19 protein-coding genes are annotated in these 26,024 nt (G+C 71.4%); 11 read left to right on the plus strand and 8 right to left on the minus strand.

Going from position 1 to position 26,024, the window contains the following annotated elements:
- Positions 1-88 precede the first annotated feature (88 nt).
- Positions 89-3,400, plus strand: a complete 3,312-nt coding sequence (locus OG782_RS11960) for a S8 family serine peptidase (protein WP_406450104.1) — start codon at positions 89-91, stop codon at positions 3,398-3,400.
- 177 nt (positions 3,401-3,577) lie between these two features.
- Complete coding sequence (locus tag OG782_RS11965; RefSeq protein WP_406450106.1) at positions 3,578-4,606, plus strand: aspartate-semialdehyde dehydrogenase; 1,029 nt, start codon at positions 3,578-3,580, stop codon at positions 4,604-4,606.
- Positions 4,607-4,702: 96 nt separating this feature from the next.
- On the opposite strand, the gene OG782_RS11970 is transcribed toward OG782_RS11965, so the two are convergent.
- The gene (locus OG782_RS11970) at positions 4,703-5,206 is read right to left on the minus strand and encodes a DUF1203 domain-containing protein (RefSeq protein ID WP_406450108.1); all 504 of its coding nucleotides are present in this window, start codon (positions 5,204-5,206) and stop codon (positions 4,703-4,705) included.
- 113 nt (positions 5,207-5,319) lie between these two features.
- Here OG782_RS11970 and pepN point away from each other — a divergent pair, with 113 nt between their 5' ends.
- On the plus strand, positions 5,320-7,896 hold the full coding sequence (pepN, locus tag OG782_RS11975) for an aminopeptidase N (RefSeq protein ID WP_406450110.1): 2,577 nt from the start codon (positions 5,320-5,322) through the stop codon (positions 7,894-7,896).
- A 72-nt stretch (positions 7,897-7,968) separates the two neighbouring features.
- On the opposite strand, the gene OG782_RS11980 is transcribed toward pepN, so the two are convergent.
- The 6 genes from OG782_RS11980 to OG782_RS12005 all read right to left on the minus strand — a co-directional run bounded on the left by OG782_RS11980 (position 7,969) and on the right by OG782_RS12005 (position 13,613).
- Positions 7,969-8,430, minus strand: a complete 462-nt coding sequence (locus OG782_RS11980) for a hypothetical protein (RefSeq protein WP_406450112.1) — start codon at positions 8,428-8,430, stop codon at positions 7,969-7,971.
- A gap of 161 nt (positions 8,431-8,591) precedes the next feature.
- Complete coding sequence (gene alc / locus OG782_RS11985; RefSeq protein WP_406450114.1) at positions 8,592-9,731, minus strand: allantoicase; 1,140 nt, start codon at positions 9,729-9,731, stop codon at positions 8,592-8,594.
- A gap of 58 nt (positions 9,732-9,789) precedes the next feature.
- The gene (locus tag OG782_RS11990; protein ID WP_406450116.1) at positions 9,790-10,710 is read right to left on the minus strand and encodes a LysR substrate-binding domain-containing protein; all 921 of its coding nucleotides are present in this window, start codon (positions 10,708-10,710) and stop codon (positions 9,790-9,792) included.
- Positions 10,711-10,806: 96 nt separating this feature from the next.
- On the minus strand, positions 10,807-11,037 hold the full coding sequence (locus tag OG782_RS11995; RefSeq protein WP_406450118.1) for a hypothetical protein: 231 nt from the start codon (positions 11,035-11,037) through the stop codon (positions 10,807-10,809).
- 20 nt (positions 11,038-11,057) lie between these two features.
- Positions 11,058-13,340: a 4-alpha-glucanotransferase gene (gene malQ / locus OG782_RS12000; RefSeq protein ID WP_406450120.1), complete on the minus strand. Its 2,283-nt coding sequence runs from the start codon at positions 13,338-13,340 to the stop codon at positions 11,058-11,060.
- Entirely contained in the window at positions 13,341-13,613 is a 273-nt protein-coding gene (locus tag OG782_RS12005) for a hypothetical protein (protein ID WP_406450122.1), read from the minus strand.
- Positions 13,614-13,922: 309 nt separating this feature from the next.
- On the opposite strand from OG782_RS12005, the gene OG782_RS12010 reads away from it, so the two are divergent.
- Entirely contained in the window at positions 13,923-16,943 is a 3,021-nt protein-coding gene (locus OG782_RS12010) for a beta-N-acetylglucosaminidase domain-containing protein (protein WP_406450124.1), read from the plus strand.
- A 43-nt stretch (positions 16,944-16,986) separates the two neighbouring features.
- On the opposite strand, the gene OG782_RS12015 is transcribed toward OG782_RS12010, so the two are convergent.
- Positions 16,987-17,523, minus strand: a complete 537-nt coding sequence (locus OG782_RS12015; protein ID WP_018552807.1) for an HNH endonuclease — start codon at positions 17,521-17,523, stop codon at positions 16,987-16,989.
- Positions 17,524-17,898: 375 nt separating this feature from the next.
- On the opposite strand from OG782_RS12015, the gene OG782_RS12020 reads away from it, so the two are divergent.
- The 7 genes from OG782_RS12020 (at position 17,899) to OG782_RS12050 (ending at position 26,009) form a co-directional block, all read left to right on the plus strand.
- Positions 17,899-18,966 carry a mechanosensitive ion channel family protein gene (locus OG782_RS12020; protein WP_406450126.1) on the plus strand — a complete coding sequence of 356 codons (1,068 nt, stop codon included), beginning with the start codon at positions 17,899-17,901 and terminating at the stop codon, positions 18,964-18,966.
- 330 nt (positions 18,967-19,296) lie between these two features.
- Positions 19,297-20,520 (plus strand): ROK family protein, encoded by a 1,224-nt coding sequence (locus OG782_RS12025; protein ID WP_406450128.1) that lies wholly within the window; start codon positions 19,297-19,299, stop codon positions 20,518-20,520.
- Between the two features lie 61 nt (positions 20,521-20,581).
- Positions 20,582-21,919: an ABC transporter substrate-binding protein gene (locus tag OG782_RS12030; RefSeq protein ID WP_406450129.1), complete on the plus strand. Its 1,338-nt coding sequence runs from the start codon at positions 20,582-20,584 to the stop codon at positions 21,917-21,919.
- Positions 21,920-21,929: 10 nt separating this feature from the next.
- On the plus strand, positions 21,930-22,871 hold the full coding sequence (locus OG782_RS12035) for a carbohydrate ABC transporter permease (RefSeq protein WP_406450131.1): 942 nt from the start codon (positions 21,930-21,932) through the stop codon (positions 22,869-22,871).
- Position 22,872: 1 nt separating this feature from the next.
- Positions 22,873-23,775, plus strand: coding sequence for a carbohydrate ABC transporter permease (locus OG782_RS12040; RefSeq protein ID WP_406450133.1), 903 nt, complete (start codon positions 22,873-22,875; stop codon positions 23,773-23,775).
- Positions 23,776-23,778: 3 nt separating this feature from the next.
- The gene (locus OG782_RS12045; RefSeq protein WP_406450135.1) at positions 23,779-25,044 is read left to right on the plus strand and encodes a 6-phospho-beta-glucosidase; all 1,266 of its coding nucleotides are present in this window, start codon (positions 23,779-23,781) and stop codon (positions 25,042-25,044) included.
- Positions 25,035-26,009, plus strand: coding sequence for an N-acetylglucosamine kinase (locus tag OG782_RS12050; protein ID WP_406450137.1), 975 nt, complete (start codon positions 25,035-25,037; stop codon positions 26,007-26,009). Before OG782_RS12045 ends, OG782_RS12050 begins: the two co-directional genes overlap by 10 nt.
- Positions 26,010-26,024: the final 15 nt, after the last annotated feature.

The following is a 26,024-nucleotide window of genomic DNA, read 5'->3' on the forward strand; positions in this document are numbered from 1 at the left end:
CCACAACTCTCCACAAACCCCTGTCATTTACGAAAGGGTGAGCGGTCATCCGGTACCGATTTCCGGACTCTCTCTTTCACATACAGGGATGCTGATGACCTCCGAATCCCCCAGTTACATATCCGGGGCGAGACGCGCGGCCCGAGTCGCGGCCGCCGCCGGCCTGGTGGCCGCACTGGCCACCACCGGCGCCGCCCCCGTCTTCGCCGCCGACGACCCGGCCACCTCCCCCGTCAAGGCTGCCGCCGGCAGTGGCACGGCGGACAAGCTCGGCGCGGCCGACGCCGATGTTCTGACCGAGGCCAAGGCCAAGGGCGAGAAGAACGTCACCATGATGGTCGCCACCGCTCCCGGTGCGACCGAGCAGGTCACCAAGCAGCTGGACGCCGTCAAGGGCTCCGTGCTCGGGCGTACGTACGACAAGCTCGGCTACGTACGGGCGACCGTGCCGACCGCGACCGCCGAGGCCACCATCAAGGCCGCCTCGAAGCTGACCTCCGTCCACGGCATCGATCTCAAGCAGGAGATCATGCTGGACGACCCGACCCCCGCGGCCGACCGGGCGACCGGCAGCCGGACCGCGGCGAAGTCGACCGGGAGCTACCCCGCGCCCGGGAAGAAGACCCCGGCGAAGAACCCGTACAACCCGTCCTTCGAGACGGGCGCGGTCGACTTCGTCAAGCAGCACCCGAAGGCCGACGGCCGCGGGATCACCATCGGCGTCCTGGACGCGGGCGTGGACCTCGGCCACCCCGCGCTGCAGAAGACCACCACCGGTGAGCGCAAGATCACCGACTGGGTGACGGCCACCGACCCGGTCAGTGACGGCGACGGCACCTGGCTGCGGATGACGGACGCCGTGGCCGGTCCGACGTTCACCTACGGCGGCCGTACCTACTCGGCCCCCGAGGGCTCGTACCGGATCAAGGTGTTCAAGGAGGCCGTCACCAAGGGCGGCGACATGGCGGGCGACCTCAACCGCGACGGTGACACCACCGACGCGTGGGCCGTCCTGTACGACCCGGTCACCGGCACCACCCGGGTAGACCTGAACAACAACGCGGACTTCTCCGACGACGCCGCACTGAAGCCGTACAAGGAGAAGCACCAGGTCTCCTACTTCGGTACGGACGACCCGCGCACCGACGTCGTCGAGCGCATCCCGTTCGTCGTGGAGACCCGCAAGAACGTCGTGTACGACGCCGCGGGCAACACCTCCGACTACGTGAACATCGGTGTCATCGAGTCCGAGCACGGCACGCACGTCGCGGGCATCACCGCGGCGAACGGCCTGTTCGGCGGCAAGATGAACGGTGCCGCGCCCGGCGCCAAGATCGTCTCCTCGCGTGCCTGCACCTGGGACGGCGGCTGCACCAACATCGCGCTCACCGAGGGCATGATCGACCTCGTCGTGAACCGCGGCGTCGACGTCGTCAACATGTCGATCGGCGGTCTGCCGCCGCTCAACGACGGCAACAACGCCCGCTCGGAGCTGTACAAGCGCCTCATCGACATCTACGGCGTCCAGCTGGTCATCTCGGCCGGCAACGACGGCCCGGGCGTCAACACCATCGGTGACCCCGGCCTCGCCGACCACGTCATCTCGGTCGGCGCGTCCGTCTCCAAGGAGACCTGGGCCGCGAACTACGGCTCCGCCGTCACCAAGAAGTACGACATGATGCCGTTCTCCTCACGCGGTCCGCGTGAGGACGGCGGCTTCACGCCGACGCTGACGGCGCCCGGCGCGTCGATCAACTCGACGCAGACCTGGCTGCCCGGCTCGCCGGTCAAGGAGGCGGGCTACTCCCTCCCCGCCGGCTACTCCATGCTCCAGGGCACGTCGATGGCCTCCCCGCAGGCCGCCGGCGCGACCGCGCTGCTGCTGTCCGCCGCGAAGCAGAAGCACATCGAGCTGCCCCCGGCCGATCTGCGCACCGCGCTGACCAGCACCGCCACCCAGATCAAGGGAGTGCCCGCGCACGCCCAGGGTGCCGGTCTGATCAACATCATCAGCGCCTGGAAGCAGATCGAGAAGCAGGGCGCCCCGGCGCACGAGTACTCGGTCAAGGCCCCGGTCGACACCGCGATCGACTTCGCGCTGAAGACCCCGGGCTTCGGCACCGGCCTGTACGACCGCGAGGGCGGCCTGAAGGCCGGCCAGAAGAAGTCGTACGACGTCACGGTCACCCGCACCACGGGCCCGGACAAGGACGTCAGGCACAAGCTGTCCTGGAAGTACGACGACGGCACCTTCAAGCTGACCGGCCCGAGCACCGTCTCGCTGCCGCTCGGCAAGCCGGTGACGGTCAAGGTCCAGGCGAAGCCGGGCAGCGCGGGCGTGCACAGCGCGATCCTGCAGCTCGACGACGCGAAGACCTCCGGTGTGGACCAGCAGATCCTGACGACGGTCGTCGTCGCCAAGGACCTGGTGAAGCCGGGTTACGCGTACACGGCGTCCGGCTCGGTGCAGCGCAACGGCACCACGTCGTACTTCGTCAACGTGCCGGAGGGCTCCAAGACCCTTGAGGTCGCCATGAGCGCCCTGCGCTCGGGCAGCCAGACCCGCTTCATCTCCATCCACCCGTACGGGGTCGCGGTGGAGGACAGCGGAACGCCGTTCTGCTACCCGAACTACGAGAACCCGGCCAACACCTGCCGCCCCGACGTGCGCTCGTACGCCGACCCGCAGGCCGGTGTCTGGGAGATCGAGGTCGAGGCCCGGCGCACGTCGCCGCTGCTGGACAACCCGTACAAGCTGGATGTCTCGCTGCTCGGCGCCACCTTCGACCCGGCGGTGCAGACCATCGCCGAGGCGAAGATCGGCACCCCGGCCGCGGTGAACTGGACGGTCACGAACAACGCGGGTGACCTGGCGGGCAAGCTCAAGGGCGGCTCGCTGGGCTCGGCCGACGTCGAGCGTCCGTCGATCTCCACGGGCGGTTCGTACGTCAAGGAGGTGACCATCGGTGCGGGCGTCGAGAAGCTGGACGTCGCCATCGGCGGCACCTCGGACGCCAACGCCGACCTGGACCTGTACGTCTACAAGGGCGCTGACGTGGTGGGCTCCTCCACCACGGCCGGCTCCGAGGAGACCGTCAGTCTGGTGAAGCCCGCCGCGGGCACGTACAAGGTCGTCATCGAGGGCTACGACGTCCCGGCCGGCACGACCGAGTACGACTACCGCGACGTGTACTACTCGCCGTCGCTCGGCGCGATCAATGTCGACGAGTCGAAGGCCGTGGACCTGGCCTCAGGCGCGTCGGCCCAGGTCGGTGCCGAGGTCGCGGTCGCCGGGGCGGCCCCCGAGGGACGGCAGTTCTTCGGCGAGGTCCAGCTGGTGAATTCCCGCGGCACCGCGGCGGGCACCGGCAGCGTCGTGATCGAGAAGGTCACGCCGTAACCGCATCGCGGTGACCATGTGATCCGTACGACAGTGGGGCGGGCGCTCAACGGGCGCCCGCCCCACTGCGCTGTCCGCCCCCGTCCGCAGGTCGGACAATGGATTGGACAAGGAAGCCGTGGACATACGCATCATGGAGCGGCAACCGTGCCAGTTCGTACGTTTGAAGGAGTCCCCGTGAAGGTCGGAATCGTCGGCGCCACCGGTCAGGTCGGCACAGTCATGCGCAGCATCCTGGCCGAGCGGAAGTTCCCCGTCGCCGAACTGCGGCTCTTCGCCTCCGCACGCTCCGCGGGCTCCACGATCACCTACGAGGGCACCGGCATCACCGTCGAGGACGCCTCCACGGCCGACTACACGGGCCTGGACATCGTGCTGTTCTCCGCCGGTGGCGCGACGTCGAAGGCGCTGGCCGAGAAGGTCGCCGCGCAGGGCGCCGTCGTGATCGACAACTCCTCCGCCTGGCGCAAGGACCCCGAGGTCCCGCTGGTCGTCTCCGAGGTCAACGCGCACGCGATCGCGAACCGCCCCAAGGGCATCATCGCCAACCCGAACTGCACCACGATGGCCGCCATGCCCGTGCTGCGCCCGCTGCACGACGAGGCCGGCCTCCAGACGCTGACCGTCGCCACGTACCAGGCGGTGTCCGGCTCCGGAGTGGCCGGCGTCGCCGAGCTGCACGGCCAGGCGTCCAAGGTCGTCGCCGACGCCGACAAGCTCACCCACGACGGCGGCGCCGTCGACTTCCCCGAGCCGGCCGTCTACAAGCGCCCCATCGCCTTCAACGTGCTGCCGCTGGCCGGCGCCATCGTCGACGACGGCTCCTTCGAGACGGACGAGGAGCAGAAGCTCCGCAACGAGTCCCGCAAGATCCTGGAGATCCCGGAGCTGAAGGTGTCCGGCACCTGCGTCCGGGTCCCGGTCTTCTCCGGCCACTCGCTCCAGGTCAACGCCCGCTTCGCCCGTCCGATCAGCGTGGAGCGCGCGTACGAGCTGCTGAAGGACGCGCCGGGCGTCGAGATCTCCGAGATCCCCACCCCGCTCCAGGCCGCCGGTCAGGACGCGTCCTTCGTCGGACGGATCCGGGTCGACGAGACCGTGGAGCACGGTCTCGCGCTGTTCGTCTCCAACGACAACCTGCGCAAGGGGGCTGCGCTGAACGCGGTGCAGATCGCGGAGCTGGTCGCGGCGGAGCTCGCGGGCTGACCGCAGTCGGCCCCGCCGCGGGGGGTTCGGGGGCTCCGCCCCCGGGCCCCCGCTCCTCAATCGCCGGAGGTGCTTCAGTCCGCCCGGCCCGGCACTTCAGTTCGCCCGGCGCACCTCGAAGTGCCAGCAGCCGTACTCCAGAGCTCTGACGTGCACCAGGGCCACCTCCGGATCGGCGAAGGCCTCCGCGAAGGACTCGTCGAACCCCCGCTCCTCGTCGGCCGGGATCTCCATCAGCCGGCCGCCCACGATGTGACCGTCCGCGTTGTACCGCCGGACCGTACGCAACGCGCCCGCCCGTGAGAACGGATAGCCGGCCCTGCCGTCCGCCGGACCCTCGCACTCCCCGGCGTGGATGAAGACCGGTCCCTGCTCGTCGTACGCCCCGGGACGGGCCCAGGTCGCCGCCGCCCAGCGCCGCAGCGGCGCGTACGACACGAGGGCGATCTCCTCCCCCACCTCATTGCCCCGCAGACAGCAGCGCAGGGGGCTGCCCGCACCGGTGGCGGTGTACGGGACGCAGGCGTTCCCCGCGTCGTCGGTCTGCCGGAGTTCCTTCAGCGCGGCCGGTTCGATCGCGCGTGCCTCGTAACTGGTCATATGACGAGAATGATCCGCCGCCGCGGCCCCGTCCGGCGGAAATCGGACATCGCCCTGGACACAGGTCACGTGGAAGGATGGATGGAAACATCGCATATCAAGGAGATGACCGCGTGCCTGGCACGAATCTGACCCGCGAAGAGGCACAGGAGCGGGCGCGCCTGCTGACCGTGGACGCGTACGAGATCGATCTCGACCTCTCCGGAGCGCAGGAGGGCGGGACCTACAGGTCCGTCACCGTCGTGCGCTTCGACTCCGCCGAAGCCGGTGCGGAGACCTTCATCGACCTGGTCGCCCCGGCCGTGCACGAGGTCGAGCTGAACGGCAAGGCGCTGGACGTCGCGGCCGTGTTCCGCGATTCGCGTATCATCCTGCCGCATCTGGCGGCGGGCTCCAACGAGCTGCGGGTCGTCGCCGACTGCTCGTACACCAACACGGGTGAGGGACTGCACCGCTTCGTCGACCCGGTCGACCAGCAGGCCTACCTCTACACCCAGTTCGAGGTCCCGGACGCGCGCCGCGTCTTCGCGAGCTTCGAGCAGCCCGACCTGAAGGCGACCTTCCGGTTCACCGTGAAGGCCCCGTCCGGCTGGACCGTGATCTCCAACTCGCCGACGCCGGAGCCCAAGGCCGACGTCTGGTCGTTCGAGCCGACGCCGCGCATCTCCTCGTACATCACCGCACTGATCGTGGGTCCGTACCACTCGGTGCACAGCAGCTACGAGAAGGACGGCCAGTCCGTCCCGCTCGGCATCTACTGCCGTCCCTCGCTCGCCGAGTACCTCGACGCGGACGCGATCTTCGACGTGACCCGGCAGGGCTTCGACTGGTTCCAGGAGAAGTTCGACTACGCGTACCCGTTCGCCAAGTACGACCAGCTCTTCGTCCCCGAGTTCAACGCGGGCGCGATGGAGAACGCGGGCGCCGTCACCATCCGCGACCAGTACGTCTTCCGCTCCAAGGTGACGGACGCGGCGTACGAGACGCGGGCCGAGACGATCCTGCACGAGCTCGCCCACATGTGGTTCGGCGACCTCGTCACCATGGAGTGGTGGAACGACCTGTGGCTGAACGAGTCGTTCGCCACCTACACCTCGATCGCCTGCCTGGCGTACGCCGACGGCTCGCGGTGGCCGCACTCCTGGACCACGTTCGCCAACTCCATGAAGACATGGGCGTACCGGCAGGACCAGCTGCCCTCGACGCACCCGATCATGGCGGACATCCGTGACCTGGACGACGTCCTGGTCAACTTCGACGGCATCACGTACGCCAAGGGCGCCTCGGTCCTGAAGCAGCTGGTGGCGTACGTCGGCATGGACGCGTTCTTCAAGGGCGTCCAGGCCTACTTCAAGGCGCACGCCTTCGGCAACACCCAGCTCTCCGACCTGCTGGGCGCGCTGGAGGAGACCTCCGGCCGCGATCTGAAGACCTGGTCGAAGGCGTGGCTGGAGACGGCCGGCATCAACATCCTGCGCCCGGAGATCGAGACGGACGGCAACGGCCACGTCACCTCGTTCACCGTCGTGCAGGAGGCGCCCGCGCTGCCCGCGGGCGCGAAGGGCGAGCCGACGCTGCGGCCGCACCGGATCGCCATCGGCTGCTACGACCTGAACGCGGACGGGAAGCTGGTCCGTACGGACCGGATCGAGCTGGACGTAGACGGCGAGCGCACCACCGTGCCGTTCCCGGCCGGCACCGCGCGCCCCGCCGTCATCCTCCTCAACGACGACGACCTCTCGTACGCGAAGGTCCGCCTCGACGAGGAGTCGCTGCGGGTCGTCACCGAGCACCTGGGCGACTTCACCGAGTCGCTGCCGCGCGCCCTGTGCTGGTCCGCCGCCTGGGACATGACCCGGGACGGCGAACTGGCCACCCGGGACTACCTCTCGCTCGTCCTGTCCGGGGTGAGCAAGGAGTCGGACATCGGCGTCGTGCAGTCGCTGCACCGTCAGGTGAAGATGGCGCTCGACCTGTACGCGGCGCCGGAATGGCGCGAGGCGGGTCTGACCCAGTGGACCGAGGCGACGCTCGCGCACCTGCGCGCGGCGGAGCCGGGCAGCGACCACCAGCTGGCCTGGGCCCGCGCCTTCGCGGCCACGGCCCGCAACCCCCAGCAGCTCGACCTGCTGCAGGCGCTGCTCGACGGCACGGAGACGATCGAGGGCCTGGCCGTCGACACCGAACTGCGCTGGGCGTTCGTCCAGCGGCTGGCCGCCACCGGGCTGCTCGACGACGAGGAGATCGACGCCGAGTACGCGCGTGACCGGACGGCGGCGGGCGAGCGCCACGCGGCGTCCGCCCGTGCGGCCCGGCCCTCCGCGGAGGCGAAGGCCGAGGCGTGGGCCTCGGTCGTCGAGTCCGACAAGCTGCCGAACTCCCTCCAGGAGGCGGTCATCGGCGGGTTCGTCCAGACCGACCAGCGCGAGCTGCTGGCCCCGTACACGGAGAAGTTCTTCGCCGCGGTGAAGAACGTCTGGGACTCGCGCAGCCACGAGATGGCTCAGCAGGTCGCCATCGGCCTGTACCCGGCGCTCCATGTCTCGCAGGAGACCCTGGACGCCACGGACGCCTGGCTGGCCTCGGCCGAGCCGAGCGCCGCGCTGCGCCGGCTGATGTCGGAGTCCCGGTCGGGTGTGGAGCGGGCGCTGAAGGCCCGTTCGGCGGACGCGGAGGCGGCGACCGCGTAAGCGCCGTACCGCAGCACGTGTGAGGGGCGCCTCCTTCGGGGGGCGCCCCTTCGTGTTCGGGCCGTCACCGCGTCAGCCGGGCTGCGACGCCAGGATGAGCGGCCAGTTCCCGCCCGACCGGGCCTGGGCCACGATCTGTTCGGCCGGTGTCCCGGCGGGCGCGGTCAGTACGGCGGTGATCTCCGTGGCCCGTGCGTACGCGGCGGGGCTGACCTGTGCGCTGACCCGCAGCAGCCGCAGCGCCTCCGGGTCGGCCGCCGACCGCCCGGGGAACAGGTCCGCGGCGGTCTCCAGCCCCTTCAGCACGGCGGGGTGGGCGACGATGTCCACGGTCAGCGTCTCGCCGTCCAGCCGCCTCTCGGCCCAGCCGTCCGTCTGCACGAGGTAGAGGCAGCCGTCGCCCTCGTATCCGTACCGTCCGAGCCCGGCGACGGCGTCCTCGTCCGCGGCCCTTCCCTCGGCGACGGTCACGACGAGCGTCACGGCGTCCGGATCGTCCGGATCCAGTCCGGTGCACAGTACGAGCTCTGCCATCTGCCATCCCCACGGGAGCGAAGTAGCGGGACCGACCGCGGGCAGATTACGGGCCGGCCCTCGATGGCTGTCCTTCGGGGCCTGCTCCCGGGCGTGGAAGCCCGCCCGGCGGTCGGGCGCGAGGAGCGCAGCCGTCCGCCGGGCGGGAGTCGGAGGGGCGGTCAGGCGCCCGACTCCTCGTAGCGGTGGGCCAGTTCGGCCACACCGGACTCGGTCAGCGAGCCGTGCAGGCGCATCCTGGCGACTCCGCCGTCGGGGAAGGCGTCCAGCCTGACGTGGGTGACCACGGCGCGGGCGCGGAGCGGGAAGCGGTGCAGGGTGTCGGGCTGGAGCCGGGTGCGCGGGATGATCTCGAACCACTCGCCCGTCTCGCCGTTGCGGCCCTGCAGGGCGATCCAGCCGGCCGCGTTGCCCTTCAGGTAGGCGGTGTCGATCTCGACCGCGCGAACCGCGCCCTGGGCGGGCAGCCGGAAGCGGACCCAGTCGTTGGTGTCGCGGACCCGGCGGCGGCGGTTCTCCCAGCCGTCGTCCATCTTGCGGGAGGTGCCGGGCAGGATGATCTGGGTCGGCGAGGAGTAGAAGCGGTCGGAGGCGTCCTCGTAACTTCCGCCGTTCAGGACCGAGATCAGGTCGAACGTGCCGAGCGTCGTGAGCCAGGCCGGGTCGGGGATCACCTCGCCGTGCACGCGCAGCCGGGCGATGCCGCCGTCGGGGTGCTGGCAGAGGCGGATGTGGGTGTAGCGGCGTCCGCCGGTGATCTCGAAGCCGTTGGCGGCGTGGCCGCGTACGGGGGTCGGCGGGACGATCTCCTCCCACTTCACGTCGTCGGCGAGGAGTTCGGCCGCGCCGGGAGCGCCGTCGACCGAGGTGGCCTGGATGGAGACGCGCTGCGGGTAGTTGCCGCGGAAGTGGGCCGTGTCGACGACGATGCCGCGGATGACGCCGGGGGCGCCGAGGCGGATCAGGGCCCAGTCGTGCTCGTCCGGGGCCGGGAACGGGTGGGCGGCGTCCGCGCCGCGCCGGCGGCGGGTCTCCCAGCCGTCCATGATCTTGCCCTTGTGGCCGAAGTGCTCCGGGTCGAAGACCGCGGGCTCCCGGACCAGGAGGTTCTCGCGCTGGGCGAAGAACTCGTCGTTGGCGGCGATCACTCCGGCGCCGAGCCGGCGGTCGGCGAGGTCGACGAGTCCGGTGAAGGGGAGGTCGGTGGTGCGGTAGTCGGCGTACGGGTCACCGCCGCCGTACGGGGCCGCGTCGTTGGCGTGGGGATCCTCGTGCTGGTTCTCATTCTGTTCGAAGGTCATGCGTTCACTGTCGTACGACGGAAGCCGTTAGGTCCATCGAAAGTTTCCGCATGAATTCTTAAGCCCTGCTGAACGGTTCTGCCGCCTCGCGCAGCGCCGCGAGCACCCGGGCCACCGCCGGGCCCTGCTCGGCCCCCTGCCTGACCGCGGCCACCACATGGCGGCGCGGCCGGTCCTCCTCGAGGACCCGCATCACCACCCCGTCCCGGCCCTGCCGTTCCGCCGACGCCATGCGCGGGATCAGCGCGATCCCCATTCCGGCCTCGACCATGGCGAGGATCGCGGTCCAGCCGGAGGCGCTGTGCGCCTGTTCCGGGACGAAGCCCGCGGCCTCGCACGCCGCCGTGGTGATCTCGGACCAGGGACCGGAGCCGCCGAAGATCCACGGTTCGGCGGACAGGTCCGCCAGCCGCAGTCCGGGTGCGGCCGCGAGCCGGTGACCGGCCGGCAGTGCCACGTCCAGCGGGTCCGCGAGCAGCGGCAGCACGGCGAACCGGGGGTCACGGGCCGTCGGGGCGTGGGCGGCCAGGGAGAGGGCCAGATCCACCTCGCCGGCGACGAGGAGTTCGTACGCCTGCGCCGCCTCGGCCTCCCGGACGCGTACGTCAGGACCCGGGCGGTCGTCGCCGCGCAGCCGCTGCACGGCGGGGACGACCAGGGCGGGGACGGCGGTGGCGAACGCCGCGATCCGCACCTCGCCCGCCTCGCCGCGCAGATAGCCGGTCAGTTCGGCGTCGGCGCGCTCCAGTTGGGCGAAGACGGCTTCGGCGTGGCGCAGTACGAGGTGGGCGGCGTCGGTCAGACGGACGCGCCGGCCCTGCGCCTCCAGCAGGGGCACGCCCAGCTGCCTGGCCAGGTTGGAGAGCTGCTGGGAGACGGCCGACGGGGTCATCAGCAGCGCCTCGGCGGTCGCCGTGACGGTGCCCCGGTCGCGCAGGGTGCGCAGGATGCGGAGCTTCTTGATGTCCCACTCGGTCATGGCCGCAACCTATCGGGCGGGCCGGGCTCCGCCCCGGATCCGGACATGCGAATGCGCCGCGCGGTACCTCGGTACCGGCGGCGCACCCGAAAGGCTCTAGGCCTGCTTCTTCGACTTGTCGAGGACCATGACCAGGCCCGCGATGACCGCGAACAGCACGATGGGTGCCACGACGAACAGACCGATCGTGTCGATCACGCTCAGGCCGGTACCCGGGTCGTCGCCGTCGTCGCGGGTGAGCGCGAGCGCGGGGGACGACATGAGCAGCATCATCAGCGTCGTTCCGGCGGCGACGGCGCCGGCGCGCATAGCGTTCTTCTTGTCCACGGTGCAAACGTAGCGAACGCCTACGCGGGCCGCGCGCCCGGGGGTGCCGTACGGGTCCGCGGGGGCTCCTGACGGGGTCTGAGGACATCCATCAGCCGGTGCAGCCGGGGCGAGGCGGCGAGCCCTTCCAGCGTGACCGGACGGCCCTCGGCATCGGCGATGGGCAGCCGCCAGTTGGGGTACTGGTCCCAGGTGCCCGGCAGGTTCTGCGGGCGGCGGTCGCCGATCGTGTCCGGGAGCCAGACACCGGCCATGCGGGCGGGGGTGCGCAGCAGGAAGCGGTGGACGGCGCGGACGGCCGCCTCCTCGTCGTCGCCGCCCTCGGGGAGCATCCCGAGCCGGGTGAGCAGGCCGAGCCACTCGGCGGTGTCCGCGCCGTCCTCGGTCAGTTCCTCGTCGAGCGAGCGGGTGAGCAGTCCGAGGCTGTGGCGCAGCGTCACATGGTCGCCGGTCAGCCGGGCGGCGGTGGAGGGCAGGTCGTGGGTGGTGGCGGTGGCCAGGCAGTCCTCGCGCCACGCCTCGGGGGCGAGCGGGCGGCCGGTGCCCGACCAGTCCCGTTCGAACCAGAGCACGGAGGTGCCGAGGACGCCGCGGCGGGCCAGCGATTCCCGGACGCCGGGTTCGACGGTGCCCAGGTCCTCCCCTATGACGACGGCGCCGGCCAGGTGGGCCTCCAGGACGAGGACGGCGAGCATCGCCTCGGCGTCGTGGGCGACGTAGGTGCCTTCGGTGGGCGGGCGCCCCTCGGGCACCCACCAGAGCCGGAACAGGCCCATGACGTGGTCGATACGCAGCGCTCCGGCGTGGGCCAGGAGCCCGCGCAGCAGACCCCGGTACGGGGCGTAGCCGGACGCGGCGAGGGCGTCGGGGCGCCAGGGCGGCAGCCCCCAGTCCTGGCCGCGCGCGTTGAAGGCGTCGGGGGGTGCGCCGACGGACATGCCGTGTGCGAAGGCGTCCTGCTGGGCCCAGGCGTCGGAGCCGCCCGGATGCACGCCGACGGCGAGGTCGTGGACGATCCCGACGGCCATGCCGGCGTCCCGGGCGGTGCGCTGCGCGGCCGCGAGCTGACCGTCGGTCAGCCAGGCGAGCCGGCAGTGGAAGTCGACCCGGTCCAGCAGGCCGGAACGGGCGCGGGCGGTCGCCCGGGACCGGGGGTCGCGCAGGGCGGCCGGCCAGGTGTGCCAGTCGGAGCCGTACACCTCGGCGAGGGCGCACCACAGGGCGTGGTCCTCCAGGGCCTGCCCCTGTTCGGCGAGGAAGTCGCAGTAGGCGGCGCGGCGGCCGGGGGTGAGGGGTACGGCGGCGAGGATCTCGAGGGCCTGCCGCTTGAGCGCCCAGACGGCGTCGCGGTCGATGAAGGCGCCCTTGTCCAGGACGGCGTCGCTCAGCTCCGAGGCCCGCAGGCGCAGTTCACCGAGGGCGGCCGGGTCGGGCGCGTGCCCGTACTCCGGTACGGACTCGATGCGCAGGTGCACGGGGTCGGGGAAGCGCCGCGAGGACGGCCGGTACGGCGAGGGGTCGGTGGGGTTGCCGAGGACCGCGGCGTGCAACGGGTTGACCTGGACGAAGCCGGCGCCGAGGGCGCGCCCCGACCAGGAGGCGAGATCGGCGAGGTCACCGAGGTCGCCCATGCCCCAGGAGCGGGCGGAGAGCAGGGAGTAGAGCTGGACGAGGAACCCGTGGCTGCGCCCGGGAGGCTGCGGGACGCGGGCCGGGGCGACGACGAGCGTGCAGGACCCGTCCGGCCGGCCCGGCACGCGCGCGGTCAGCCGGTGCACCCCGAGCGGCGGCTCGGTCCACCAGCCGGGCGCGGCCGGCTGCTCGGGGCCGTCGGCACCCGTCGCCGGTCCACCGGTGGCGGACGGCCGCGGAGGAACGTCGGCACCCCTCGCCGGTCCACGGGGCTCGGGCGGCTGCGGAGGGCCATGGGCACCCCTCGCCGTTTCGCCGGTCCTGGAATCGGCCGGATCCGTACCCCCGGCGGGGATCCGCATACGGACCGGCGGAGCCGCGCCGGCCTCCTCGGGCAGGACGGTCAGCTCCGTGCTGGGTGGCAGAGCGGTCAGGGCCGGGGGCAGCGGCTCCCCGGTCCACACCACCAGCGTGGGCGGGAGCAGCCGGGAGCGGGCCGCGGACTCGGTGGCGGCGAGCGCCTCCCGTACCGCCTCGGGCGTGGTGGCGTCGACGCCGAGCGCGCCGAGCACCGCGACGACCGTGCCGTCGGGGACGGGCACCGTGACGCCGGCGGACGGGGAGAAGGAGGTGGCGACGCCGTGCAGTGCGGCGAGCCGGGACAAGCCCATTCAGACTCCTGGGGACTCCATGCCCCAAGCGCTGCCGGACATGGCCGGCTCGCTGGTCAGCGGGGCGAGGACGGCGAGCGGGGGCTCGCTGGTCAGGGGTGTGGCGTCGGCGAGCGGGGGCTCGCTGGTCAGGGGTATCGCGTCCGCGAGCGGGGGCTCGCTGGTCAGCGGGCCGGGTCCGGGAAGGGTGGCGGGGAGCGCACTGATCAGCGGGGCGGGGCCCGGTACCTGTTTGGACAGGGCGGAGAGCAGAAGCTGCGCTGCGGCGGGCATGGTGGCCTCCTGGCCGTGGAGAACAGGACACAGCAGGCCTACCCAGCGGACGCGGCCGCAGACGTAGGCGTTACGACAACGAGTTCAACGTGCTCCGGGTCACAATCCGTTCCCCGGAGGGCGGTTGTCCGCAAGACGTCCGCCGTTTTCGGCCATTCGGCGCTGTCTTTCGCGTGCTGAGCCGGCGTCGGCCCCCCTCGCACCCCACCCGCCACATCGGGCATTTGCACCACAACGACCACGCGCATTGACACCTTCGCGCGTGGGTGGTGGGCTCGGAGCCCACCGGTGGGAGCGAGGGAGACAGGCATGCAGCTCAGGCGCAGGAAGCGCGCGACAGCCGTCGCCGTGGCCGTGCTCGGCGGGCTGCTCTCGACGGGGGTCCCGGCCGCCGTCGCCGCCCCCTCGGTACCCGGATCCACCGCGGTCACCAGCCCCGACCGTACGGACGACGCCACGCTGCCCACCGTGTGGCCGCGACCGCAGAGCATCAAGGCGGCCGGATCCCCGGTCGCCCTCTCCGGGCAGGTCACGCTCGTCGCCGGCGCGCAGGCCGACCCCTATGCCGTCGAGGCGCTGCGCACGGTCCTGCGCGACGCGGGTGTGCGGACCGTCCACGAAGCGCTCCCCGGCGCCGGACCCGTGATCCGGTTCGGCGGCGACGGAGCCGTGGACGCGTTGCGCACCCTGCGCGCACCGGACCGCGCCGATCTCCCCATGGGCGGCTACCGCATCGCGGTGGGCCGGGTGGCGGGCCGGGACACCGTCGCCCTGGACGGCCTCGGCGACGACGGGCTGTTCCACGCGGTGCAGACCCTGCGCCAGCTGATACGGGACGGCCGGGTCGCCGCCGCCGCCGTCCGGGACTGGCCGTCCACCGCCGTACGCGGGATGACCGAGGGTTTCTACGGGCAGCCCTGGACCCAGGAGGAACGGCTCGCGCAGATCGGCTTCATGGGGCGCACCAAGCAGAACAGGTATCTGTACGCGGCGGGTGACGACCCGTACCGGCAGGCCCGCTGGCGCGACCCGTACCCGGCCGCACGGCGCGGCGACTTCCGCGCCCTGGCCGAACGGGCCCGTGCCGAGCATGTGACGCTCGGCTGGGCCGTGGCCCCGGGCCAGTCCATGTGTCTGTCGTCGGACCGCGACGTGAAGGCGCTGACGAAGAAGATCGACGCGATGTGGGCCCTGGGGGTCCGGGTCTTCCAGGTGCAGTTCCAGGACGTCAGCTACAGCGAATGGCACTGCAAGGCCGACGCCGACACCTTCGGCAGCGGCCCGGAGGCGGCGGCCAGGGCGCAGGCCCGCGTCGTCAGCGAGGTGGCGCGGCACCTCGCTGAGCGCCACCCGGGCTCGGAGCCGCTGTCGATGATGCCGACCGAGTTCTACCAGGACGGGGCGACGGACTACCGCACGGCGCTCGCCGGGGAGCTCGACGCGCGGGTGCAGGTGGCCTGGACCGGCGTCGGGGTCGTACCGAGGACCATCACCGGCGGTGAACTGGCCGGGGCACGCGCCACATTCCGCCATCCGCTGGTCACCATGGACAACTACCCGGTCAACGACTACGCGCAGGACCGGATCTTCCTCGGCCCGTACACCGGCCGGGACCCGGCGGTCGCCATCGGCTCGGCGGCGCTGCTGGCCAATGCGATGGAGCAGCCGTCCGCCTCCCGGATCCCGCTGTTCACGGCCGCCGACTTCGCCTGGAACCCGAAGGGCTACCAGCCGCAGGAGTCCTGGCAGGCGGCCATCGACGACCTCGCGGGGGACGACGCCGGGAGCCGGGCCGCGCTGCGCGCCCTGGCCGGCAACAGCGCCGGCTCCGTGCTCGGCGGTGATGAATCGGCGTATCTGAAGCCGCTGTTCACCGCGTTCTGGAAGTCCCGCACGGGAACCGACACGGCGGCGCGCGACGAGGCGGCGCACCGGCTGCGGGCCGCGTTCACGGTGATGCGCGAGACCCCGGATCGGCTGGCGGGACTGGCCGACGGGCGGCTCGACGACGAAGTCAGGCCCTGGAGCGAGCAGTTGTCCCGCTACGGCCGGGCGGGCGAGCTGGCCGTCGATCTGTTGCAGGCCCAGGCGCGCGGTGACGGCGCGGCCGCCTGGCAGGCGTCGCTGGCCCTGGAGCCGGTGCGCAAGTCCGTGCGGGCGGGCGGCGCGACGGTCGGGAAGGGCGTGCTCGGCCCGTTCCTCGACCGGGTGCGCAAGGAGGCCGACGCCTGGACCGGCTCGGACCGCGACAGCGGCACGGTGACCGAGGCGCAGGGCAGTTACACGGTGCGGCTGGACCGGGCCCGCCCGCTGGAGGCCGTCACCGCGACGACCCTGCCCGGCGGCGACCCGGCGACCGCGGGAACGGCGGGAACGGCGACGGTTCAGGCCCATGTGCCGGGCGAGGGCTGGCGCGGCCTCGGCCCCCTGTCGTCCAGCGGCTGGACCCAGACACCGGGCGGCGGGCTGCGGGCCGACGCCATCCGGATCAGCTGGCCGGCCGCCACCCCGGCGGTGACCGGTGCACCGCCACTGATCATTCCCCCGCTCGCGGGCGCCGCCCCGTCCGCCACAACGGCCCCCCGGGTGCGCTCGCTCGTGCCGTGGTTCGGCGACGAGCCCGCCGCCCGCCTCGCCCTCGCACGCGGCGAGACCGACGCCGAGATCGGCGGCGAGCCGCAGCGGGTCGAGGCGCAGCTCTCCGCCCGCCGCCCCGCCGAGGTGCACGGCAAGCTCACGGCGAAGGCGCCCAAGGGCATCGAGGTGCGGGTGCCCAAGCGGACGACGGTCCCGCGCGGGACGCGCACCGATGTGCCCGTGGAGATCACCGTGCCCGCGGACACCCCGGCGGGCGAGTACGAGGTGCCGTTCTCCTTCGGCGCCGAGGAGACCACCCTGACCGTCCGGGCCTACCCGCGCACCGCGGGCGGCGACCTGCTGCGCACGGCCACCGCCTCCTCGTCCGGCGACGAGACCCAGGACTTCCCGGCGTCCGCCGCGTCGGACGGCGACCCGAAGACACGCTGGTCCTCACCGGCCGAGGACGGCGCCTGGTGGCAGGCGGAGCTGCCCGCCCCGGTCCGGCTCGGCCAGGTGGTGCTGGACTGGCAGGACGCGTACGCCTCCCGCTACCGCGTACAGGTCTCCGCCGACGGCCGCACCTGGCGCACGGCGGCCACCGTCCGCGACGGCCGGGGCGGGCGCGAATCGGTCCGGATGGACGCGAAGGACACCCGTTTCCTCAGAGTGCAGGGCGACGGGCGGGCCACCGAGTACGGCTACTCGCTCTGGTCCGTCCAGGCGTACGCCGTGGCCGGGAAGGACGACTGACCTTCCCGAGCCGCGGCCTCCCTAGACACGGAAGCCCGGATCGTCAGGCTGAGATGCCGTCGATCCGGGCCATCGCGTCGTCCGCGCCGAACGGTTGCAAGTAGGGCAGCCAGCGCGGGTCGCGGTGTCCCGTGCCGATGATCCGCCAGGCCAGTCCGGTCGGCGGGGCGGGCTGCTGGTGCAGCCGCCAGCCGAGCTCGGGCAGATGGCGGTCGGCCTTGACGTGGTTGCAGCGGCGGCAGGCCGCCACCACGTTGTCCCAGGCGTGCTGTCCGCCGCGGCTGCGCGGGATGACGTGGTCGACGCTGGTCGCGGCGGCGCCGCAGTACATGCAGCGCCCGCCGTCCCTGGCGAAGAGAGCCCGGCGGGTCAGTGGGACGGGCCCGCGGTAGGGGACGCGCACGAACCGCTTCAGGCGGACGACGCTGGGGGCCGGGACGGCGCGGGTGGCACTGTGCATGAAGGCGCCGGACTCCTCGAGGCAGATGGCCTTGTTCTCGAGGACGAGGACGAGCGCGCGGCGGAGCGGTACGACGCCGAGCGGCTCGTACGACGCGTTGAGAACCAGGACGTGCGGCACGTGGATGCCTCCTTGTACGCCGGCGGCGCGTGGCTCGCGCCGGGACGATCCGATCTCAGTCTCCCCTCCGGCCTGGTCGAAGCGCCACCACGTGCGGGTAACGGGCCGGAGGGATTTTTCTCCGGGGCCCGGCCCGCCCGTACGGCGGGACGCGCCGGAGCAGGCGCTTCGGGCCCCCTGCCGCCGTGATCGCACCCGGTGTGCGATCGGCCACAGACCGGCCGTACACCGGGAGCACCGGTACCGCCGGACGGGTCCCTCACCTCTTCCGTATCCCCGGGTGAGACGCGTCTCTCCCCTCGATCACGGCAACGGAGCATTCCGGATGCCCCGTTAGTGTGGTTGTTCAGTGCTCGCCCAACCGGAGGTTTCGCCGTGTCCCTGTCCGCCCTGTTGGCCGCAGCTCCGTCGCCCGAGCCCGGTGGCTCGCTGGACGAAGCCGCGAAGCAGGCCGGCAACGCCGCGGGCTGGGTGGAGGAGAACTGGTCCACCTGGCTGAACACCGGTCTGCGGATCGTGCTCATCGCCGCCATCGCGATCGTGTTGCGCGTAGCGGTCCGCCGTGCCCTGACCAAGCTCATAGAGCGCATGAACCGCAGCGCCCAGGCGGTGGAGGGCACCGCGCTCGGCGGTCTCCTGGTCAACGCGGAACGGCGCCGCCAGCGCTCGGAGGCGATCGGTTCGGTACTCCGGTCGGTGGCCTCGTTCCTGATCCTCGGCACCGCCGCCCTGATGATCCTGGGCGCGTTCCAGATCAACCTGGCCCCGCTGCTGGCCTCCGCGGGGGTCGCCGGGGTGGCGCTGGGCTTCGGTGCGCGCAACCTGGTCACCGACTTCCTGTCCGGCGTGTTCATGATCCTGGAGGACCAGTACGGCGTCGGCGACACCGTCGACGCGGGCGTCGCCTCCGGTGAGGTCATCGAGGTCGGCCTGCGGGTGACCAAGCTGCGCGGCGACAACGGCGAGATCTGGTACGTCCGCAACGGTGAGGTGAAGCGGATCGGCAACCTCAGCCAGGGCTGGTCCACCGCCGGTGTCGATGTGCAGGTACGCCTCACGGAGGACCTCGACCAGGTCCGTACGGTGATCACCGAGGCCGCCGGGCAGATGGCCAAGGAGGACCCGTGGACCGAGCGCCTGTGGGGCCCGGTGGAGATCCTGGGCCTGGACGCCGTGCTGCTGGACTCGATGACGGTCCGGCTGACCGCGAAGACGATGCCGGGCAAGGCCCTGGGCGTGGAGCGCGAGCTGCGCTGGCGCATCAAGCGCTCCTTCGACGAGGCGGGCATCCGGATGGTCGGCGGCATCCCGGCCCAGCCGGACGAGCCCTCGGCCGCCGACCCCACCGCGGGGATGGCCGCCCCGTCGGCGTACGCCTCGGCCACCTCGCCCCAGTCCCTGGCGGCGACCCCGATCGCCCCGCCGACGAACATCTCGAAGTAGCGTCCGGCCGGCCGTACGCCGCACGCATGAGGGGCATCCCGCGATTTCCGCAGGGTGCCCCTCACTCGTTCCGGCTGCCCCCTCCCCCGCTCCTCCCGCAGCCGCGCTTCGCCGGGATCGGGCCAACTCGGTTCGCCTGGGCCCGCGTTGGGCAGGACCCACTCCATGGCGTCCGCGGGACACCCGTCCCGCCACCGCACCCTCGGCCCACCGCCCAGGTAACGCTTTGGTTGCCACCGCGGTGCAGACCATTGACGCCCCGGTGACGTGCGCCCTACGGTCCTCTCACCGAATAGGAAACTTTCCTAACAGAGGGCAGGTGCAGTGACCATGGCCGGAACCACGCCGGGTACCCCCCGCGTTCTGCGCGCCATGAACGACCGCGCCGCCCTCGATCTGCTGCTGGAGCACGGACCCCTGTCGCGGACCCGGATCGGGAAGCTGACGGGGCTGTCCAAGCCCACCGCCTCCCAGCTGCTGGCCCGGCTGGAGGCGGCCGGACTGGTCGTCGCCACCGGGACCGCGGCCGGGCGGCCGGGGCCCAACGCGCAGCTGTACGCCGTCAACGCCTCGGCCGCCCATGTGGCGGGGCTCGATGTGAACGCCCAGCGGATCGTCGCCGCCGTCGCCGATGTGACGGGTGAGACGGTCGGGGAGTTCGAGCTGCGGACCCCGGGCCGGCGCGCCGACAGCGTGGTGCGGCAGGTCACGGAGGCGCTGGACGGGGCGGTCAAGGACGCCGGGCTGACCCGGTCCGATGTGCACCGGCTCGTCATCGGCACGCCGGGCGCCTTCGACCCGGGCACGGGCCGGCTGCGGTACGCCTCGCACCTGCCGGGCTGGCACTCCTCGGCCCTGCTGGACGAGCTGGCCGCCTTCCTGCCGATGCCGGTCGAGTACGAGAACGACGTGAACCTCGTCGCGGTGGCCGAACAGCGGCTCGGCGCGGCCCGCGGGCACGACGACTTCGTCCTGCTGTGGAACGAGGAGGGCCTCGGCGCCGCCCTCGTCATCAACGGCCGGCTGCACCGCGGCTTCACCGGCGGCGCCGGAGAGGTCGGCTTCCTGCCGGTGCCCGGCGCCCCCCTGGTCCGCCAGGTCACCAAGGCCAACGCGGGCGGCTTCCAGGAACTGGCGGGCGCCCAGGTGCTCGCCAGGCTGGCCCGCGAGCTGGGCATCGACGACGAGGCGGCGCGCGGTACCGGCACCCATCACGAGATCGCGTCCGAGCTGGTCGGCCGGGCGGCCGCCGCCGAGGAGCAGGGCGGGGGCGGGCCGTACGGCCGGCTGCTCGATCTGTTCGCCACCGGTCTGGCCACAGGTCTCGCCTCCATGGTCGCCGTCCTCGACCCCGAGGTCGTCGTGCTCTCCGGTGAGCTGATCTCGCGCGGCGGGGAACCGCTGCGCAGCCGGGTGGCGTCCGAGCTCGCCGAGCTCGCGGCATCCCGGCCCCGGCTGATCGCCGGCGAGATCACCCACCGCCCCGTACTGCGCGGCGCGCTGGAGAGCGCGCTCGCCACCACCCGCGACGAAGTGTTCGACACCTCTCGCTGACCCCGCACGTCCACGTACGCACCCCCTTCCCCGTCCCAACCCTTCATCGGGAGACACCACCATGTCCGGAAACCGCCGGAAGCCGGCCGTCGCGCTCGCCGCGACCGCCGCGATAGCCCTGTTCGCCTCCGCCTGTACCGGGCAGAGCAACTCCGGTGCCAGTGATGACACGTCCAAGGAGACGACCATCAACTTCTGGCACGGCTGGAGTGCCCCGAACGAGGTCAAGGGAATTCAGGACACGGTCGACGCCTTCGAGAAGGCGCACCCCAACATCCATGTGAAGGTCGTCGGCAACATGACCGACGACAAGATCAACCAGGCGCTGCGCGCGGGCGGTTCGAAGGCTCCGGACGTCGTCTCGTCGTTCACCACCAACAACGTGGGCAAGTTCTGCAAGTCGAAGGCGTTCGTCGACCTCAACCCGTTCCTGAAGAAGGACGGGATCGACGCGGACGCGACCTTCCCGAAGGCGATGAACGAGTACACCCAGTTCGAGGGCGTGCGCTGCACGGTGCCGCTGCTGGGTGACGCGTACGGCCTCTACTACAACAAGGACGCGTTCAAGGCGGCCGGCATCACCAGTCCGCCGAAGACGTGGAGCGAGTTCGCCGCCGACGCGAAGACGCTGACGAAGTCCAAGGGCGACTCGTACGAGCAGCTCGGCTTCATGCCGAACTACCACGGCTACGAGTCGACGACCGAGCACTACCTCGGCAGCTGGAACCCGTCGTACTTCGACGCGGACGGCAAGTCGAACATCGCCAAGGACCCGGCGTTCGCCGACATGCTCACCAAGCAGAAGAAGCTGGTCGACTCGCTCGGCGGCTACCAGAAGCTGGAGAAGTTCCGTACCGGCTTCGGTGACGAATGGGGTGCCAAGCACCCGTTCCACACCGGCCAGGTGGCCATGCAGCTGGACGGCGAGTGGCGGCTCGGCATGGCCGAGGACACCAAGCCGAAGTTCGAGATCGGCGTGGCGCCGATGCCCGTCGCCGACGACGAGGCCGACACCTACGGCAAGGGCTATCTGACCGGCACCATCGCCGGGATCGCCGCCACCTCCAGCAAGCAGAACGCCGCCTGGGAGCTGGTGAAGTACATGACGACCGACACCGACGCGGTGGTGAACTTCGCCAACGCCATCCACAACGTGCCTTCCACGCTGGCCGCGCTGAAGTCGCCGAAACTGAAGTACGACCCGCGCTTCAAGACCTTCCTGGACATCGCCGCCAACCCGAAGTCCACCACCACCCCGCCCTCGGTGAACGGCGGCGCGTTCCTGGTGTCCCTGCAGAACCTCGGCTTCGAGGTCGAGAAGGGCACGCAGAAGGACGTCAAGGCGGGCCTGGAGAAGACCGCCGAGGAAATCGACGCGGCGATCGCACAGGCGAAGTAGAGCCGACGCGATGAGCACGTACACACTCCGTTCGAAGCGCCGCCGCTCGGCGCTTCGGACGGCGGCCTTCATGTCGCCGTGGCTGATCGGGTTCTGCGTCTTCTTCGCCTACCCGCTGATCTCCACGCTCTATTTCTCCTTCACCAGCTATGACGGCTTCTCGGCCCCCGAGTTCAGCGGGCTGAAGAACTGGTCGTACGTCTTCAACGACTACCCGCTGTTCTGGCCCGCCCTGCGCAACACGCTGTGGCTGGTCCTGGTCATGGTGACCTGCCGGGTGATCTTCGGTCTCGGCATCGGCATGCTGATCACCAAGATCAAGACGGGTACCGGTGTCTTCCGTACCCTGTTCTACCTGCCGTACCTGGCCCCGCCGGTCGCCGCCACCCTGGGCTTCGTCTTCCTGCTCAACCCGGGTACGGGACCGGTCAACTCGATCCTCGGCGACCTCGGGCTGCCGACCCCGGGCTGGTTCACTGACCCCACCTGGTCGAAGCCGGCGCTGACCGCCCTCGCGGTGTGGGGGGTGGGCGACCTGATGGTGATCTTCATGGCCGCGCTCCTCGACGTACCGAAGGAGCAGTACGAGGCGGCGGAGCTGGACGGGGCGTCCTCGTACCAGCGGTTCCGCTTCGTCACGCTGCCGAACATCTCGCCGATCATCATGTTCGCCGTGGTCACGGGCATCATCCAGACGATGCAGTACTACACCCAGCCACTCGTGGCCGGGAAGGTCGCCTCGGGTGTGATGGGCGGCTCCGGGCAGCAGTTCGAGCCGGGGTATCCCGACAAGTCGACACTGACGCTGCCGCAGCTGGTCTACAACCTCGGTTTCCAGCGCTTCGACTACGGCTCCGCGTGTGTGGTCGCGCTCGTTCTCTTCGTCCTCGCCATGGCGTTCACCGCACTGCTGATGCGGCGCCGCAGCGGACTGATCCAGGCAGGTGAGTGACGTGGCGCAGATTCTCGACACCCCGAAGGCCGCCGGCCCGGTGAGTGACCCCGTCACCCCGGCCGAGCGCACCGCACGCCGCAAGGCGCTGCTGCACTGGATCGGTGTGCACTCGCTCGGCGTCGCGGCCGCGCTCTTCTTCGTGCTGCCGTTCGTCTTCCTCCTGCTCACCTCGCTGATGAGCGACCAGCAGGCACTGACCCGTGACCTGTGGCCGCACCCCTTCGAGTGGAGCAACTACAAGGAGGTGTTCAACACCCCGGGCTTTCTGACCTGGTGGAGGAACACCCTCCTGTACGCGGGCCTGGGCACCGTCCTCACGGTCGTGTCCTCGCTGCCCGTGGCGTACGCGCTCGCCAAGTTCCGCTTCCGCGGCCGGCATCTGTCGCTGATGCTCGTCATCTCGATGATGATGCTGCCGCCGCAGGTCGTCGTCATCCCGATGTATCTGTTCTGGGCCAAGCAGCTGGACATGTCCGGCACGCTCTGGCCGCTGATCATCCCGATGGCGTTCGGCGACGCGTTCTCCATCTTCCTGCTGCGGCAGTTCCTGCTGACCATTCCCAACGAGTACCTCGACGCGGCGAAGGTCGACGGCTGCGGTGAGTTCCGCACCCTGCTGCGCGTCGTGATCCCGATGGCCAAGCCGGGCATCGCCGCCGTCGCCCTCTTCCAGTTCTTCTACGCCTGGAACGACTACTTCGGCCCCCAGATCTACGCCTCCGAGAACCCGGCGGCCTGGACCCTGAGTTACGGACTGGAGTCCTTCAAGGGCGCACACCACACCGACTGGAACCTGACCATGGCCGCGACCGTTCTGGTCATGGCCCCTGTGATCGTCGTCTTCTTCTTCGCACAGAAGGCCTTTGTCGAGGGCGTCACACTGACCGGAGTAAAGGGCTGATTCATGAAGCTCGCAGTAGTGGGTGGCGGGTCCACCTACACACCTGAACTGATCGACGGATTCGCGCGGCTGCGGGACACCCTGCCGGTCGAGGAGCTCGTGCTCGTCGACCCTGCCGCCGACCGGCTCGAACTCGTCGGGGGCCTGGCACGGCGGATCTTCGCCAAGCAGGGCCACCCGGGGAAGATCGTCACCACCACGGACATCGACGCGGGCGTGGCCGACGCCGACGCGGTCCTGCTCCAGCTCCGGGTGGGCGGCCAGGCCGCCCGCAACAAGGACGAGACATGGCCGCTGGAGTGCGGCTGCATCGGCCAGGAGACCACCGGCGCCGGCGGCCTCGCCAAGGCCATGCGCACCGTCCCGGTCGTCCTGGACATCGCCGAGCGGGTCCGGCGCACCAACCCGAACGCGTGGATCATCGACTTCACCAACCCGGTCGGCATCGTCACCCGGGCGCTGCTCCAGGCCGGCCACAAGGCCGTCGGCCTGTGCAACGTGGCGATCGGCTTCCAGCGCAAGTTCGCGCGGCTGCTCGATGTGACCCCCGGCGAGGTGCACCTCGACCACGTCGGGCTGAACCACCTGACCTGGGAGCTCGGGGTGCGCCTCGGCGGCCCCGAGGGCGAGAACGTGCTGCCGCGGCTGATCGCCGAGCACGGCGACGCGATCGCGGACGACCTGCACATGCCGCGGGCGATCGTCGACCGCCTCGGTGTCGTCCCCTCGTACTACCTGCGTTACTTCTACGCGCACGACGAGGTCGTGCGGGAGCTCGGCACCAAGCCCTCGCGGGCGGCCGAGGTCGCCGCGATGGAGAAGGAACTCCTCGCCATGTACGGCGACCCGGCGCTGGACGAGAAGCCCGCGCTGCTCGCCAAGCGCGGCGGCGCCTTCTACTCGGAGGCGGCCGTCGACCTGGCGGCCTCGCTGCTGGGCGGTGGCGGCTCCACGCACCAGGTGGTCAACACCTACAACAGGGGGACGCTGCCGTTCCTGCCTGACGACGCGGTGATCGAGGTGCAGGCGAGGGTCGACGCGACGGGCGCGACACCGCTCGCCGTGCCGGAGCTCGACCCGCTGTACGCCGGCCTGATCGCCAACGTGACGGCGTACGAGGACCTGGCACTTGAGGCCGCGCTGCGCGGTGGCCGCGACCGGGTGTTCAAGGCGCTGCTCGCACATCCCCTGATCGGCCAGTTCGAGTACGCCGAGGCGCTCACCGACAAGCTGATCGCGCACAACCGGGAGCACCTGGCGTGGGCGTGAACGGTTCGGTCCTCGCGATAGACGCGGGGAACAGCAAGACCGATGTGGCACTCATCGGTGAGGACGGCACCGTGCTGTCCACGGCCCGCGGCGGCGGTTTCCAGCCGCCCGTGGTCGGTATCGGCAGGGCCGTGGACGCGCTCGGCGCCGCGGTGGAGCAGGTGCTGGCCTCGGCCGGGGCGGGCGCCGGGAGCGTCGCGCATGTGTCGGCGTGCCTCGCCAACGCCGATCTGCCCGTCGAGGAGGAGCAGCTGACCGATGCCCTGCGCGCCCGCGCGTGGGGCCGCACGGTGGAGGTGCGCAACGACACCTTCGCGATTCTGCGGGCCGGGATCGACGAGCCGCGCGGGGTGGCCGTCGTGTGCGGTGCGGGGATCAACTGCGTCGGAATGGTGCCGGACGGACGGACCGCGCGCTTCCCCGCCATCGGCCGGATCTCCGGTGACTGGGGCGGCGGTTCGGGTCTCTCCGAGGAGGCGATGTGGTTCGCCGCGCGTGCCGAGGACGGCCGCGGTGAGCCGACCGAGCTGGCCCGTACGCTGCCCGCCCACTTCGGGCTCGGCTCGATGTACGCGCTGATCGAGGCGGTGCACCTGGGCCGGATCGAGGCCGGGCGGCGGCACGAGCTGACGCCGGTGCTGTTCGCGACCGCCGCGGCCGGCGACGCGGCGGCCCGCGGTCTGGTGGACCGGCTGGCCGAGGAGGTCGTGGCCCTGGCCTCGGTCGCGCTGTCCCGCCTGGATCTGCTCGACGAGGAGGTGCCGGTGCTGCTGGGCGGCAGTGTGCTGGCCGCGCGCCACCCGCAGCTGGACGACCGGATCACCGGGCTCCTGGCCGCGCGCGCCCCGAAGGCGGTGGTCCGGGTGGTGAAGGAGTCCCCCGTGCTGGGGGCCGGGCTGCTGGGCCTGGATCACACGGGTGCGGCGCCCGAGGTGCACAAGCGGCTGCGGGCTCAGTACGCCTGAGAGGCCGTCGGCGCC

It is taken from the genome of Streptomyces sp. NBC_00876 (genome assembly GCF_045207435.1).
Lineage (GTDB): Bacteria > Actinomycetota > Actinomycetes > Streptomycetales > Streptomycetaceae > Streptomyces.